Here is a 14488-nt window from a genome sequence, read left to right as displayed (position 1 = left end):
AGCCGGAACCGAAGCCCGAGCCGAAGCCGGAGCCCAAGCCGGAGCCCAAGCCGGAGCCCAAGCCGGAGCCCAAGCCGGAACCGAAGCCCGAGCCCAAGCCGCAGCCCGCGCCCGAGGAGACCTGCTGGACTCTGAACCTCGGTTCGTGGGTCGAGAGCTGGACCGGTGGCAAGGTCTGCGTCCCCAAGGTCGAGATGAACTGGAAGGACGAGGTCGAAGCCGAGGTCAACGACGCCTGGGAGGACCTCCTGGACAGCGACGACTGGCCCTTCTGACGCCCACCCCCGACGGCGGCGGAGGAGATCATCCCCCGCCGCCGTCGGCCCGTCCCGGGAGCCGGCCTCGGAGCGGTCCCGGCAGCCGCCCGAGCGCCCGCCCGACCCAGGCCCGCTCCCGCGCCTGCCGGGCCGCCCAGCGCCTGCCGTCCGCCGCGCCCGCGCGCAGCCACAGCAGCGGAGCCGTACCGTTCCCCGCCAGCATCAGCCGCTGGTTGGGGACGGTCTCCGGCCGCCAGTGCTGCTTGTACGGTTCGGTGCCCCGCAGCATGCTCAGCGTCGCCCGCCCGCTCGCGCTGGTCTCCCGGGCGCCGTGCCGCAGCAGCATCGTCGCCACGTCGACCTTCCGCTCGCGCAGCACGGGATCCGCGCCGTACAGATAGCCGCCCGCGAGCCGCGGCGACATCAGGGTCAGGTCCGCCGCGACGACGTCCCCGCCGAGCCGGAACTCCGTCACCCGCGCGTCCCCGCGCTCGACCATGGGCCGTACGGCCCGCGCGAGATGCTGGGCGAACCGGTCGCTGGTGTGCTCGACGGTCACGCCCCGGCCCTGCCACTGCAGCTGATGCAGCTTCAGGAGCCGGTCGAGGGCGTCCGGCACCTCGTCCCCCGGCACGATCCGCTCGTCGATCCCGAGCGCGTCCAGCTTCCGCAGCTTCGCCCGCACCCGCTGGGCCTTGCTCGACGGAATCCGCTCGAGCAGGGCGTCCATCGGTACGGCGGGCAGTTCCAGACAGAGCGAGTCGGGCAGCCGCCGGCGCGGCCCCCGCCACCGGGCGAAGACCTGCTCCGCCGCCGCGCCGGGCCGGACCTCGCGCAGATCGATCACCGCCCCGCGCGCCGCCCGGGCCATCGCCCGTGCGAGCGCGGGGGCCGCCTCCGGGCACGCGTCGTCGAGCAGGACGTCCGTGAAGTCGGTGATCGCGCCGCCGAGCTGGGTGAGGACCGGGAGCGGGCCCGGGGCGCGCATCAGGGGCGCCGCCGCGACCAGTTCGCCGTCCTGCCGCCGTACGAGCACCACGCGCAGCGCGCCCGGGGTGCCGTACGACACCCACCAGGAGTGCAGCCAGGAGTGCGACTGGAACGGGGTGGCCGTCGAACAGCGGGCGTACAGCGACGCCCAGCGTTCGGCGAGCCGGCCGAACTCCGCGCCGTCCGCGCAGACCTCGCCTCTCACGCCTCTCCCCGAAACCCCGGCCCCCGTCACACCGTCTCCGGTTCCGGCTGCTCCTTGGCGACCGTCGGCCCGGGCACGGCGGCCGTGGTCTGCCGGGAGTGCCGGGCCTCCGCGCGTGCCGCGCGCTGCGGCCGTACGAGGAGCGCCAGGCCGCCCAGGAGACCGCCCGCGCAGCCGCCGACGAGCGCGGAGAGCGTGGCCGAGGGCGAGACGGGCGCCACCGGCTTGGTGGCGCGGGAGAACTGCACCACCTTCACGCCCGTGCTCCCCGAGACGTGCGTGCTGTTGAGGACCAGGGCGCGGGCCACACCGTCCGCCATCGAGACGGCCTTGGCGGGGGTGGTCGACCGCGCGGTGATCGAGATCATCGGCGCGTCGGGGGAGGTCGCCGCCTGCACGCTCTGGCGCAGGGTCGCGGCCGGGACGCCCGCCCACACCTGCGCGTCGCCGGTCACCGCGATGTCGGTGGCGACCCGCCCGTACGCCTGGGCGAAGCCGAGCGCGGCGGCCGGGTCGGACTTCTCGCCGGGGACCACGATCACGTAGCTCGTGGCCGCGTACTGCGGGGTCTTCACGACCCCGTAGCCCCCGCCGAGGGCCGCGCCGATCAGGACGGACGCGGGCAGCACGAGGAGGCGGCGGGGGATGCGCCGGGCGGCGGCGGTGAGCCGGGCGCGGCGGGGACTCGGGGGGCTCATCGGGGACTTGGGAGACATCGGTGGACTCACTTCGCGAGGGGAGGGGTGCCGTGGACGGCCTGTTCGTAGAGGGACAGCAACTGCTGTGCGCTGTGCGCGATGTCGTAGCGGCGCGCGGCGGCGGGCTGCGGCAGCCGGGCGAGCCGGGCGTCGCGGATGCCGCGCAGCGCGGAGACGAGTTCGGGTACGGACCGGCCGACGCGCCGGGCCCCCGGGGCCTCGTCGGGCGCCAGGTCGTCGATGGCCGGGCAGGCCACGTACAGCGCCGGAAGACCGGCGGCGAGGGCTTCGACGACCGCGAGCCCGAAGGTCTCGTCGGGGGAGGTGGAGACGAAGACGTCCATCGCCGCGAGCAGCGACGGCAGGTCGGGCCCGGCGGAGTCCGCGGGCGGCGGGTCCTCGCAGGCGCCGGTCAGCAGCACCCGGTCGGCGGCCCCGGCCTCACGGGCCGCGGCGAGCAGCCGCTCGCGTTCGGGGCCCTCCCCGACGAGCAGCAGCCGAGCCTCCGGAACCGCCGCCACCGCCGCCACGAGACGGTCGAAGCGCTTGCCGGGCGCGAGGCGGCCGACCCCGCCGACGACGAACGCGTCCTCCGGCAGGTCGAGCTGCTTCCGGGTCAGGCGGCGCGCGGTCTCGTCGAAGGCGAAGCGCGCCCGGTCGATGCCGTTGGGCACCACCTCGATCCGGGGGCCCGGCACGCCCCAGTCGGCCAGCCGGCGGGCCACGCTCGGCGAGACGGCGACCGTCGTCGTGCCGAGCCGCTCGCTCGCCAGGTACAGCGCGCGGGTGCCCGCGGAGAGCGGACGGCCCTCGATCTGCGTGTCGCCGAGGGAGTGCTCGGTCGCCAGGACCGTACGGACCCCGCCGAGGCGGGCCGCGAGCCTGCCGTACACGCACGCCCGGTACAGGTGCGTGTGGACGAGGTCGTACCCGCCCCTGCGGACGATCCCCGCCAGCCGGGGCAGCGCGCCCAGGTCCCGGTTGCCGGCCATGCCGAGGTGCGTGACCGGGACCCCGTCGGACGCGAGGCCGCGGGCGACCGGTCCCGGGTTGGTGAGCGTGACGACCTCGCTGCGCACCGGCAGGTGACGCAGCATCAGCCGCAGCTGCTGCTCGGCGCCGCCGATCCCGAGGCCGGTGATGATGTGCAGGACCTTCATGACGTCTCCTGGAGGGCGGCGAGCCCGAGGTCGTCCGGGTGGCGGCGGCGCAGCGGGTGCAGCAGCCGCTTGACGGTCAGCCGCCAGGGGGTGTCGTCCTCGCCGATGTGGACGCGGGGCAGCGCGTGCGCGCAGGTCAGCGGGCCGGGGTCGATGGCGCAGCCGTAGCGGTACCCGGCCTTCCGTACGGCCCTGACCGCGCGGGCGTCGACGTCCCCGTACGGGTAGCAGAAGCCGTCCACCGGCGCGCCCGTGATCTCCTCCAGGAGCTCCCGGCTGCGCGCGGTCTCCCGGGCGAGGGTCGCCGCGTCCAGGGTGGGCAGCGAGACGTGCCGCAGGCCGTGCGAACCGATCTCCATGCCGGCCTCGGCGACCCGCAGAATGCCGTCCTCCGAGAGCAGCGGCTTGCGCGGGCCCTCGCCGTCCCAGGCGTTCTCGCCGCCGATCCGGCCGGGCAGGACGTACACGGTGGCGGTGAAGTCGTGGCGGCGCAGCAGCGGCAGCGCCGATTCGACGAAGTCGGCGTACCCGTCGTCGAAGGTGAGGCCCACAAGACCCTTCGCGCGGCCCGCGGCGCGCGCGGCGAGCAGCTCGCGGACGGAGACCCCGCGCAGCCCCCGGTCGCGCAGCCAGTGCAGCTGCCGCGCGAACCGTACGGGGGAGACCGTCACCCGGTACGGGTCATCCGTGGTGTCGGCGATCGAGTGGTACATCACCACCCACGGGGGCGGCTTCGGCAGCAGTCGACGGATCGCGGCGGTGGGGGGCGCCGTGGCAGCGGGCATGGGCGAGCCTTCGGGATGCGGTGCGGGTGAGGGGTGGGATGTCGGGCGCATGGGCGGCGCAGGCGATGAAGAGCAGGAAGACGCCGACGCAGACCGCGCTCGCGACGGTGAGGGCGAGCAGCGCGGGGGTGATCAGGACCGAGCAGAGCCAGCCGGCGCCGGTGGCCCAGGCGGCGGCGGTCGCGAGCCGCAGCAGCCCCTCGCCGAGGTAGCGGACCCGGACCGGGATGGCCTGGCGGTGCGCGCCGCGCAGCATGAGGACGGCGGTCAGGGTGATCCCGAGGGCGTTGGCGGCGGCGATGCCGACGGCGCCCCACCATCCGGCGCCGAGGACCCCGGCGACGGCGGTCAGGGCGAGTCCGGCGGCCATGGCGGCGGCCGGGTACCAGAGGGGGCGGGCGGCGGAGAAGTAGCAGCGGACCAGGGTGCCGACCGTGGTCTGGCCGAGCAGCCCGAGGGCGTAGACGCGCATCACGGCGGCGGTCGCGTCGGTGTCGCCGCGGTCGAAGGCGCCGCGCTGGAAGAGGACTTCGACGATCTGCGGGGCGGCCGCGATGACGATCGAGGTGCCGATCAGGACGACGACCGCGGCGAGCAGCAGGTCGCGCTCGACGCGGCGCCTGGCGCCGCCCGTGTCGCCCGCCGCCATGGCGCGCGCGACGACGGGGAAGGAGACCGTGCACAGCATCAGCGACAGGATCATCGGCATCTGCGCGACCTTCTGCGCGTAGTTCAGATGCGAGATGGAGCCCGAGGGGAGCGGCGAGGCCAGGAAGCGCTCGATGAGGATCTGCGACTGGCGGCAGACCGTGAAGGCGATGACGGGGGCGATCAGCCCGAGGACCAGGAGACGGCCGTCGCCGCCGGACCGCTCGCCCTGCGGAACGCCCGGCCTGCCGCGCAACTCCCGGATCAGGTACGGAGCCTGGACCGCCACCATCAGCGCGCCGCCGACGGCGACCCCGGCCGCCGCCGCCCGTACGCCGAAGGGTTCACGGAGCACCACGATCGTGCCGATGATCCCGATGTTGTACGCGACGTAGATGGCGGCCGGGGGCAGGAACGAGCCGTGGGCGCGCAGCGCGGCGGAGCAGTACCCGGCGAGCGCGAAGGTCAGCACGCAGGTCGCGGTGAGCCGGGTGCAGTCGACGGCGAGGCTCGGGTCGGGCAGGCCGGGCGCGAGCGCGGAGACGAGCAGCGGCGCGGCGAGGATCAGGACCCCGGCGAGCGCGGACATGGCGAGCACGAGCCGCGGCAGCGTGGCGCGTACGAGGGCGCGGACGGCGCCGCTCCTGCGGGTCAGGGCGCGGCTGAACGCGGGCACGAGGATGAGCGCCATCGCGTCCTCGATGAGCAGCGTCGACGCGAACTCGGGCACGGTCCAGGCGACCAGGAACGCGTCGGTCTCGGCCCCGGCGCCGAAGTAGTGCGCGAGGCTCTGGTCCCGTACGAGTCCCAGGAGGGCCCCGGCGGCCGTGAGCCCCGCGGTCACGGCGGCGGCCCGCCGCAGGAACCCGCCGCCCCCGGCGGCCTTCGGCGCACCGTGCCGGCCCCGGGCGGGTGCCTGCTTGGGCGCGGGGGTGGGGACGGGGGCGCGGCCACCCGGGCCGCCCCGCCCGGGGACGTCGCCCCGCCGCGCGCGCGGCCGCCAGTCGTCGGGGTACGTCAGAGCGGGCGGCAGGCCGGCCTCCGAGGGGGCGCCGGCCTCGGTGGCCTGGGCCGGAGCGGCGTACGGGACGGGAGGGACGTGGGCCGTCGTGCCCGCCCAGCGCCGGACGCCCGGGGCCCACGGGTCCGCCCACACGGGCGTCCCGGGCTCCCCGGGGGTCTCCGGAGGCGGCACCCGGTCCGTGGACTCGGTCTCACCGCCCCACGGGTCACGCACGTTTCACCTCCGCCAGCGACCACCAGGCCGCCAGGCCGAGCACGACCGACATCAGGACCGTCGAGGGGCCGCCGATGTCCGCGTAGAAGAAGTCGATGAGCTGCCACGACAGCAGCCCGATCGCGACCAGGCCCATCCGCCGCACCGCGCCCACGAGCAGTGCGAACCAGCTCCCCGCGAGCGCGAGAAGCCCGAGGAGGCCCTGCTCGCTCAGCACGAGGAGGTACATGTTGTGCGGGGAGAGCAGGGGCTGCTTGCGGAACGCCGCGCCCGCCCCCGCCGTGTCGCTGCCCGAGGACAGCGCGAGCGAGGCGTGCGAGTCGCGGTACGCGGGGAAGCCCTTCAGACCCACCCCGGTCAGCGGATCCGACTCCCACATCCGGCCGGCCGCCGCCCACATCGTGTACCGGTCCGTCACCGACTGGTCCGGCGCGCCCGCCACCTGCGTGATGCTGGCGACCCGCTCCTTCACCATCGCCGAACCCACCCCGAGCCCGCCCACCAGGACCACCCCGAGCGCGCCCACGACGAGCGCCACCCGTCCGGCCCGCCGAAGGCCCGAGAGCACCAGCTGGATCGCGATCGCGAGCACCGTCGCGATCCACGCGCCCCGGCTGAAGGAGAGGACCAGGGGCAGGAAGAGCAGCCCGGCGCAGACCAGGGCGGCGGTCCGCGCTCGCCCCCGCCCGCTCCCCAGCGCGATCCCGGTGACGATGACGAGCCCGTACGAGACGACCGTCGCCATCCCCATCACGTCCGTCGGGCCGAAGGTCCCGACCGCGCGGATGTCCTCGCCCTGGTACGAAGCGCCCGTCCCGGTCAGGTACTGGACGACCCCGACCGCGCCCTGCAGCAGCGCCAGGCCGACCAGCGCCCACGCGACCAGCGCGAAGTCCTTGCGGTCGCGGATCATCAGCAGCACCGCCGCCGGCACGAGCACGAAGATCTGCACGTACCGCGCCACGCCCGGCAGGCTCGCCGCCGGGTCGCCCGAGGTGATCGCCGCCAGGCAGATCCCGAGCACCGGCAGCCCGAGCACCACCGCCGCCGCGCGGCTGAGCGGCCGCGCCCCGGAACGCATCACGCGCACCAGGCAGACGAGCACGAGCAGTCCCGACGCCGCGTCCGCGATCGTCCCCGTCCCGCCCGTACCGCCCTCCGCGCCGCCCCCGCCGGGGACGAGCAGCAGCGCGATCACCGCGAGGACCGGGGAGAGCGCGCCGGCCCGGCGCGCCCACTCCCGTACGTCGGTCCCGGCCGCTCCCGGCAGAACCCCGGCCGTCGCGGCCACCGCCGTCGTCATCATCAGCTCCCCGTCGGCCGGACCAGGCCCGCCGCGGTACGCAGCAGAATCCGGACGTCCTGCCAGAGCGACCAGTGGTCGATGTAGTGGTTGTCGAAACGGCAGCGGTCCTCGATGGACGTGTCGCCGCGCAGCCCGTGCACCTGCGCCAGACCGGTCAGCCCGACCGGCATCCGGTGCCGGTCCGCGTATCCGGCGTGGATCCGGCTGAACTGGGCCACGAAGTACGGCCGTTCGGGTCGCGGACCGACCAGGCTCATGTCGCCGCGCAGCACGTTCCACAGCTGCGGCAGCTCGTCGAGCGAGGACTTCCGCAGGAAGCCGCCGACCGCGCTCATCCGCCCGTCGTTGGCGACGCTCCACCGGGTCGCCGACTCGGTCTCGTCGGCCGGGCGCAGCGTACGGAACTTCAGCAGCGTGAACAGCCGTCCGTTCTGCCCCACCCGCTCCTGCCGGAACAGCACCCCCGGCCCGTCGGAGAGCCGGACCGCCAGCGCGCACAGCAGCAGCACCGGCAGGGCCAGCGCGAGCGCAGGACCGGCCAGGACCACGTCGAGCGCGCGCTTCGCGGTCAGCCCCGGCCGCTCGCCCAGCGGCACCACGCGGCGGCAGGCGTACCCCCACAGGTGGTCGCTCATCGCCCCGTCGCGGCCCTCGCCGCCCACCCGCCAGGTCGTGCAGCCGTAGTGCTGGAACAGCGTCACCAGGCTCGTGTCGTCGGTCAGGAAGACCGCGTCGCGCACCGTGTTCTGGATGACCGCCCGGTGGATCTCCTCGGTCGAGGAGAGGACCGGAAGCCCCGGCTCCCCGTCCGCGCGCGCACCGACGATCCCGACCGGACGGATGCCGTACTCCGGGTGCTGCGCGAGCGCCGCCGAGAACCCGCGGGCGGCCGCCGGCGCGCCGACGACAAGCGCCGAGCGCGGATGCGCCCGGGCCGTACGCCGCCGAAGGGCGTGCACCGCGGCACGGGCCCCGCAGACGGCGACCAGTTGCGTCGCGTACGCCGTGCAGAGCGCGCCGGGGCCGATGGCACGGTCGGGGGCGACCGCGGCGACCGCGGCCGCCGTCAGGCACCAGGCGACCCCGGCCCGCGCGGCGAGCGCGGGCAGTTCGTCCAGTACGGCGGCCCGGGCACCGCCCGGCCGGTGCAGCCCCGCCCGCGCGTCCAGGACCAGCACGCACACGGCGACCAGCAGGAACAGCGGGAGTCCGCGCTGCGGTTCGGGCAGCAGCCCGACGGCGAGCAGCACGGCAAGACCGTCCGCCGCGATCAGCGGTACGGCGGCGAACCGCAGCGGCGCGGGGCGGCGCGGCGGCAGCGCGAGCCGGTCGGAACCGGCGCGCTGCGGCGCGAGGGAGGCGAGCCCGGGGAGCTTGCCCCGGCTCGCCGAGGGCCACGGGCCCGATGAAGGAGGAACGCTGGTGCTTTCCGTAGTCACGGCGAAATCGGCTCTCTGTGCTCGGTGCACCGCACTCCGGCCAGCTCGCGGTACACGTCCGCGACGGCCGCGCCGGTGCGCCGCACATCGAATCTGCTGAGTACGTGCTCATGGGCCTCGCGGCCCAGGGTCCGCCGCTGCTCCGGCCGGCCGAGCAGGCGGCCGACGGCAGTGGCGAGGGCGGCCGGGTCCTCGGGCGGGACCAGGCACAGCGGTTCGTGGCCGGGCGGGAGGCTCTCCCTGGCCCCGTCGACATCGCTGACCACGACGGGCCGGCCGCTCGCCATCGCCTCCAGGGGCGCGAGCGCCATGCCCTCCCAACGGGACGGCAGCACGACGAGATCGGCCGCCCGGTACCAGGGCGCGGTGTCGTCGACATTGCCGGTGAAACTCACGGACGGCGGAGGAGCGGCCCGCAGCCGCTCCCCGTCGGGCCCGTCGCCGACCAGCACGAGCCGGGCGGTGGGCACCTGCTCGAGGACGGCGGGCCAGGCGGCGAGCAGGACGTCCTGCCCCTTCTGCCGGCAGAGCCGCCCCACACAGACGACGGTGGGTCCGGTGTCCGTCCCCGCCTCCGCGGGACCGTCCGGGGCGAACCGCGCCACGTCGACCCCGTTGTGGACGACCGACCACGGAGCCCGGACCCCGGCCGTCTCGCCGGTACGGCGCTCCGCCTCGCTGACGCAGACGATCCGGTGGGTCCAGCGCGCCGCCCACACCTCCCAGCGTCGGGCGAGCGCGCCGACCGTGCCGTCGACCGCCTCGAAGGACCAGGCGTGCGGCTGATACACCGTCGGAACCCGCCCGCGCAGGGCGAGTCGGGCGCACAGGCCGGCCTTGGCGCTGTGCGCGTGGACCAGTGCGGGACGGACCGTACGGATCACCGCAGCGAGGTCGCGGGTCTCCCGGACCAGACCGGGCCCCGGGTCGCGCCCGGCCCGCCAGTCGAACACCCCGGCGCCCTCGGCCCGTACGGCCTCGGCGAGCGCCGTGCCCGGCGGGCAGGCGACGGCGACCCGAAGGCCCGCGCCGAGCTGGGCGCGGACCAGGTCGACGACGACCCGCGCGACCCCGCCGTCACCCGGCTGGACCGCGTGCAGAACGGAGAAGGGCAGCACGTCAGCGTCGGACGTCCGCCTGGAGGAAGAGCGCGCCGAGCCAGACGGTGTCCTTGCGGGCGCCGAAGCGGACGTGGAATCGGTCGGCTCCATGGCGCAGCGCTCCCCCCAGATCGAAGACGTCGGAGTCGTACCCCAGGGTGTTCTGATGAGCCGGAAGTCGTTCGATCCGACCGGTTCCGAAATCGGTGATGCTGGAGTTCATCACGTCGTCGGCGGAATTGGCGGAATCCGCGAGCAGGACACTCTTCGACCGGCTCGTTTCCACGGCGAGGTAATCCCCGGAAGTGCCCCTGTCACCGTCATAGGCGACCACCCCGAGTTGTCCCGAAGCACCCTTCGGAACAGCCGATTCCGCAAGTCCGACGCGCAGTGCGCCGGTCTTCGGACCGATCGTTTCGAAACCGTCCCAGAGAGCCAGTCGGCGCAGCGGTTCGGCCGCGTTCTCGTACGCGACGACCAGCGTCCAGCCACCCCATCCGCCGACCGCCGAACGGCCCATGGCCACGTTCACCTGGGCCACCGTCCACATCCCGGCCTCGGCCGAACGGACGAGTTCGGTGACGTCGGCGGAGGCCTGGAAGGCGTCGGCGCCGTCCGCCGTGCGGTGGCCGATCGTGGAGTCGGCGAGGACCGCCTTGTACTGGCCCCCCGGCTCGGCGATCAGGACCCGGCCGTTGTCCTTGTGCGGCTTCTGCTCGCCGACCTTCAGGTTCCCGCCCCAGTAGAGCCGGGCGTAGCTGACCCGGGAGCCCTCGGGGACCCGGAGTTCGGCGCGACTGGAGTTGTACGTGTTGGGGTCGCTGTCCACGTCGACGTACCCGATGGCGAAGGCGTCGTTGCGCGTGGCCGTGCTCGTGGCGTCCTTGGCGGCCGTGGCCGAGGTGTTGGCGGCGCGGACGATCCCCCCGTGCTGGACCGCCTGGTAGCGCTGGGCGAACGGGACGCGGGGGGCTTCCTTGGGCTGGGGCGCGGCGACGGCCGGCAGCGCGGCGGACAGGGCCGCACACGACAGGGCGCACAACAGGCCGCGGCGCACAGCATGAACCGCTGAATTCCGCATAGAGGTTCTCCGCTTAGATGAGAGAAGCAAGGGAACACCCGTGAAGACCGGGGGCGAGGAAGATATCGACCGCGCGTAAAGCGTCAACGCGCGGCGGGACCGGAAGCAACGTTCGGGAACGTTATAACCCCGACGCCGGGCGATAGTAAGCATTAGATGCTCGGAAACGCTAACTCCCGTACCCCGTCGGCAGTTTCCTCGTTGAGCGTGTTGCGCCATTTCTCGGCCACACGCTCGAATGACCCTCCGATGGCCCAAAGATCGGTTGAACGTCACCCGTTCGGGAGAGCAACCGATGAATTGCCGGGGCGTTGTTGAAGGAGCCGGGCGAAACCGTCCGTGCCGTCTCAACCGTCTGTCAACAATCGAGGAGCGCTTCTCCATGTCCCGTATCGCGAAGGCTGTAGTCCTGTCCGTGGGTGTCGCCGCGTCCGTCGCGGGTGCCGCCGGTGTCGCCACTGCCGACGCCGGCGCCGAGGGCGCGGCCGTGAAGTCCCCGGGCGTCCTGTCCGGCAACCTGGTCCAGGTTCCGGTGCACGTGCCGATCAACCTCTGCGGCAACACCGTCAGCGTCATCGGCGCCCTGAACCCGGCCTTCGGCAACACCTGCGTCAACGCCTGATCTCGCACACCGGATCGTGGTCCTTCCGAGGCCGGCGCGCCGCTCCTTCCGGGGCGGCGCGCCGGCCTTCTACATCATTCGGACGCACCCTCGTACGCCGCCCGGTGCAACGGCGTACGCCCCTCGGAGGACCAGGTCAGCGCAGTGGATTCACCCGAACGGAGGGGGTGGCGCTCCGTAGTCCTCCCGTTGCAGAGCGCTATGAGCGCAGGACACGGTGGTCGTGTTGTTGTCCGACGCATAAGGAAAAGGAACACACATGCGTCCCCTGGCTCTCAGCCGCCTCACGGCCCTGGCGATATCCGCCGCCATCACTCTCGGTACGGCGGGACCCGCCCTCGCCGACGACCACCGCCCGTCCCGCATCACGGCCCCGGCCGCGCGGGCACCCCTGCCGGACGCGGCGGCCCTGCTCGCCCAGACCAAGGCGCTGGGCGACATGAGTTCGGTGACCGCCCCGGTCACGGAGCTCCTCGCGGCCGTCCTCGCCGCCGACGACGGCCAGCTCCCGGCCGCCGACGCCGAGGCCCTCAAGGCCAAGATCACGGCGGCCATCGACGCCGCGAAGGGCACCGTCCCGGCGCCGGCGGTCGAGGCGCCGACCGTGGCGGCTCCCGCGGTCCAGGCCCCGGCTGCGGCGGCCCCGGCCGCGGTGGCCCCGGGCGTCCAGGCTCCGGCTCTGCCGCTCGCCGCGGGTGCCGCGAAGGCCGCGCCGGTCGACATCGTGGCCGACGCCCTCGCGACCATCGAGAAGGCCGTCGCCGGTCTGCTCGCCGCGGTCACCTCGGGCGACGCCACCGGTGTCGTCCCGCAGGTCACCGCGACCCTGACCTCGCTGGTCAACCTGGTCGTCGCCACGGTCCTCGGCACCGGGCTCCCCGCGCCCGACCTCGCCGGCCTGCCGGCGCTGCCGGCGCTCCCGATCGAGGTGCCCGAGCTCCCGGTCGACCCGCCCGTCGAGCTGCCGGTGACGCCGCCGGTGCTGCCCGCCGGGTAGCCACCGGTCGCACCACCCACGCCGTGCCGCCCGGCTTCCCGCCGGACGGCACGGCGTTCGGCCGTCCGGGGCCGCGTCGACCCCGTCCGGTCCGGAAATAGGACCGCGTCCAGTCATTCGAGTGCAGTGGGCAGAAATCCTTCCTCCCGGAGTTTCCGGGGCGCGCACCTCTCGTTACAGAAGACACAACCACGTACAGGAATCGGCCAAGAGGCCTGTACGGCAAGCGACTTGCTTGCACGGAGACGTCAATGAGGAAGGACTCGATTTCATGAAGCCCACCAAGGTCGCCGCGATCGTCGCCGGTTCTGTGATGGCCCTGGGTGCCGCCGCGCCCGCCATGGCCGCCGAGGCGATGGCCCCCGCCGGCCTGACCGGTGGCCTCTCGACCCTCGCCAGCGAGGGCCTGAAGACGGACGCGCTGAGCAGCACCACGGACGGCTCCGTGGTCAAGACGGTGGGAGACACCGCGAACCAGCTCAACGAGACGACCCAGAAGGCGCCGCTCCTCGGTGGCCTCCCCGTCGGTGGCTGACGCACTCTCAGCAGAACCGTCCCACCGCGCACTTCCCTAGAACGGCGGACCGCGCCAGCGGTCCCGACCCTCCTGGACAGACCCCTCGCTCCGCCCGGCGCCCGGGCGTGTGTCGGTACCCACCGTGATCGGCTGATCGAATGATTTTCAGATCGGCCGCCGTGTGGTCCCGGCCCCCGAAGTGTGCCGCTCCATAGGCTCGCGCCGACCCCCCACGGAAGGTCGGCCCGGTTCCCGAGCCTGACGTTCCGTAACCAGTCCCTGTGTGACTGACGCACCGAGTGCGCGGACAGGCCGGTCGGAGCGAGGGGGATCCCCCGCCGGTCTCCTTCTCCAGAGGAAGAGCGGTATGCGATCCATCATCAGCCGGAAGCTGTTCACCGCCGCGGCCACGACGGGCATCCTGTCGCTGACCGGCGGCGTGGCCATGGCGGCGAACTCCCCGGGCGCCGCGGGCGATTCCCTTGAGCCGAGCGTGGGCCGGCACCTTCAGGTCCCCCTTCCGGCGAGCCTGTGCGGCCACGACGCGAGGCAGTTGACCGCGGCGGCGCAGGCGGCGCTCGCCGACGCCTGCACCACCACGGCCAACGGCGACGCCGACGACCCCGGCGGCTACGGGGACACCCCCGAAGGTCCCGACGGGGAAACCCCCAAGCCCCCGGAGTCTCCGGGAAACCCGGACCACCCGGAGCACCCTGGCAACCCGGAGCACCCCGGGAACCCGGAGCACCCCGGGAACCCGGATAGCCCCGATCACCCGGAGAACCCCAGCAACCCGGACCACCCGGATCACCCTGGGAACCCGGATACCCCCGGGACGCCGGACACTCCGGGGAACCCGGATCACCCGGAGATGCCGAACAACCCGGATCACCCCAAGCCTCCGGAGACCCCGGGGAACCCGGATCATCCGGATCACCCCAAGCCCCCGGAGACCCCGAACAACCCGGACCAGCCCGGGACTCCGGACACGCCTGGCAACCCGGATCACCCGAAGCCTCCGGAGACCCCGAACAACCCGGACACGCCCGGGAAGCCGGACACCCCCGGGAACCCGGACACTCCGGGGACTCCGGATCACCCCGGGAACCCCGACACCCCCGGGAACCCGGACACGCCCGACACCCCCGATCACCCGCAGAACCCCGACACCCCCGACACCCCTCAGCACCCCGGGGGTCCCGGCGAGCCGACGACGCCCGACAAGCCGCAGTTGCCCGACACCGGGAGTGACGTCTCGGCCATGGGGGCGGGGGCCGTCAGTGCCGCGTTGCTCGTCGGGGGAACCGTCCTCCATCTGCGGGGCGGTCGCATCGTCCGTGCCGGGCGGCGGCAGGGCTGACCGTACGGAGTGCTGACGGAACGTCAACGAAGGTCCCCGCCCTCACCGGTGGGGGCCTTCCGCGTTGCTGCACACAGGCGAATTTC

13 protein-coding genes are annotated in these 14488 nt (G+C 74.1%); 4 read left to right on the top strand and 9 right to left on the bottom strand.

Annotation, left to right across the window (positions count from 1 at the left end):
- Positions 1–303: 303 nt before the first annotated feature.
- From AB0F56_RS29020 to AB0F56_RS28980, 9 genes are read right to left on the bottom strand one after another with little or no spacing between them, the layout of a single operon-like run.
- On the bottom strand, positions 304–1452 hold the full coding sequence (locus tag AB0F56_RS29020; RefSeq protein ID WP_362014730.1) for a GNAT family N-acetyltransferase: 1149 nt from the start codon (positions 1450–1452) through the stop codon (positions 304–306).
- Between the two features lie 26 nt (positions 1453–1478).
- Positions 1479–2150 carry a lipopolysaccharide biosynthesis protein gene (locus AB0F56_RS29015; protein WP_362014728.1) on the bottom strand — a complete coding sequence of 224 codons (672 nt, stop codon included), beginning with the start codon at positions 2148–2150 and terminating at the stop codon, positions 1479–1481.
- Positions 2151–2176: 26 nt separating this feature from the next.
- A complete protein-coding gene (locus AB0F56_RS29010) occupies positions 2177–3310 on the bottom strand; it encodes a glycosyltransferase (protein WP_362014726.1) in 1134 nt (377 codons plus the stop codon).
- Positions 3307–4095 (bottom strand): polysaccharide deacetylase family protein, encoded by a 789-nt coding sequence (locus AB0F56_RS29005; protein WP_362014724.1) that lies wholly within the window; start codon positions 4093–4095, stop codon positions 3307–3309. Before AB0F56_RS29005 ends, AB0F56_RS29010 begins: the two co-directional genes overlap by 4 nt.
- Positions 3992–5980: a lipid II flippase MurJ gene (locus tag AB0F56_RS29000; protein WP_362014722.1), complete on the bottom strand. Its 1989-nt coding sequence runs from the start codon at positions 5978–5980 to the stop codon at positions 3992–3994. The genes AB0F56_RS29005 and AB0F56_RS29000 overlap by 104 nt, the downstream gene beginning before the upstream one ends.
- On the bottom strand, positions 5973–7283 hold the full coding sequence (locus AB0F56_RS28995) for an O-antigen ligase family protein (protein ID WP_362014720.1): 1311 nt from the start codon (positions 7281–7283) through the stop codon (positions 5973–5975). The genes AB0F56_RS29000 and AB0F56_RS28995 overlap by 8 nt, the downstream gene beginning before the upstream one ends.
- Positions 7284–7285: 2 nt before the next feature.
- A complete protein-coding gene (locus AB0F56_RS28990) occupies positions 7286–8725 on the bottom strand; it encodes a sugar transferase (RefSeq protein WP_362014718.1) in 1440 nt (479 codons plus the stop codon).
- Positions 8722–9843, bottom strand: coding sequence for a glycosyltransferase (locus AB0F56_RS28985; RefSeq protein ID WP_362014717.1), 1122 nt, complete (start codon positions 9841–9843; stop codon positions 8722–8724). The genes AB0F56_RS28990 and AB0F56_RS28985 overlap by 4 nt, the downstream gene beginning before the upstream one ends.
- 1 nt (position 9844) lies before the next feature.
- On the bottom strand, positions 9845–10906 hold the full coding sequence (locus AB0F56_RS28980; protein WP_362014716.1) for a DUF3344 domain-containing protein: 1062 nt from the start codon (positions 10904–10906) through the stop codon (positions 9845–9847).
- 382 nt (positions 10907–11288) lie between these two features.
- Between AB0F56_RS28980 and AB0F56_RS28975 the strand changes: the two genes are divergently transcribed.
- The 4 genes from AB0F56_RS28975 (at position 11289) to AB0F56_RS28960 (ending at position 14402) form a co-directional block, all read left to right on the top strand.
- The gene (locus tag AB0F56_RS28975; RefSeq protein ID WP_362014715.1) at positions 11289–11528 is read left to right on the top strand and encodes a chaplin; all 240 of its coding nucleotides are present in this window, start codon (positions 11289–11291) and stop codon (positions 11526–11528) included.
- A 259-nt stretch (positions 11529–11787) separates the two neighbouring features.
- Complete coding sequence (locus AB0F56_RS28970; RefSeq protein ID WP_362014714.1) at positions 11788–12525, top strand: hypothetical protein; 738 nt, start codon at positions 11788–11790, stop codon at positions 12523–12525.
- Positions 12526–12796: 271 nt separating this feature from the next.
- Positions 12797–13060, top strand: a complete 264-nt coding sequence (locus AB0F56_RS28965) for a hypothetical protein (RefSeq protein WP_362014712.1) — start codon at positions 12797–12799, stop codon at positions 13058–13060.
- A gap of 349 nt (positions 13061–13409) precedes the next feature.
- Positions 13410–14402 (top strand): hypothetical protein, encoded by a 993-nt coding sequence (locus AB0F56_RS28960; RefSeq protein ID WP_362014711.1) that lies wholly within the window; start codon positions 13410–13412, stop codon positions 14400–14402.
- Positions 14403–14488: the final 86 nt, after the last annotated feature.

The organism is Streptomyces sp. NPDC026092, from assembly GCF_040638605.1.
GTDB lineage: Bacteria > Actinomycetota > Actinomycetes > Streptomycetales > Streptomycetaceae > Streptomyces.
Note: the sequence above shows the minus strand (reverse complement) of the source record. Positions and strands in the feature narration are given on the sequence as shown.

What these genes read in the sequence shown, in the direction of transcription:
- AB0F56_RS29010 (WP_362014726.1), bottom strand. Translation starts at nt 3,310, where the DNA reads ATGAAGGTCCTGCACATCATCACCGGCCTCGGGATCGGCGGCGCCGAG.
- AB0F56_RS28960 (WP_362014711.1), top strand. Translation starts at nt 13,410, where the DNA reads ATGCGATCCATCATCAGCCGGAAGCTGTTCACCGCCGCGGCCACGACG.
- AB0F56_RS28970 (WP_362014714.1), top strand. Translation starts at nt 11,788, where the DNA reads ATGCGTCCCCTGGCTCTCAGCCGCCTCACGGCCCTGGCGATATCCGCC.
- AB0F56_RS28980 (WP_362014716.1), bottom strand. Translation starts at nt 10,906, where the DNA reads ATGCGGAATTCAGCGGTTCATGCTGTGCGCCGCGGCCTGTTGTGCGCC.
- AB0F56_RS28965 (WP_362014712.1), top strand. Translation starts at nt 12,797, where the DNA reads ATGAAGCCCACCAAGGTCGCCGCGATCGTCGCCGGTTCTGTGATGGCC.
- AB0F56_RS29015 (WP_362014728.1), bottom strand. Translation starts at nt 2,150, where the DNA reads ATGAGCCCCCCGAGTCCCCGCCGCGCCCGGCTCACCGCCGCCGCCCGG.
- AB0F56_RS28995 (WP_362014720.1), bottom strand. Translation starts at nt 7,283, where the DNA reads ATGACGACGGCGGTGGCCGCGACGGCCGGGGTTCTGCCGGGAGCGGCC.
- AB0F56_RS28975 (WP_362014715.1), top strand. Translation starts at nt 11,289, where the DNA reads ATGTCCCGTATCGCGAAGGCTGTAGTCCTGTCCGTGGGTGTCGCCGCG.
- AB0F56_RS29005 (WP_362014724.1), bottom strand. Translation starts at nt 4,095, where the DNA reads ATGCCCGCTGCCACGGCGCCCCCCACCGCCGCGATCCGTCGACTGCTG.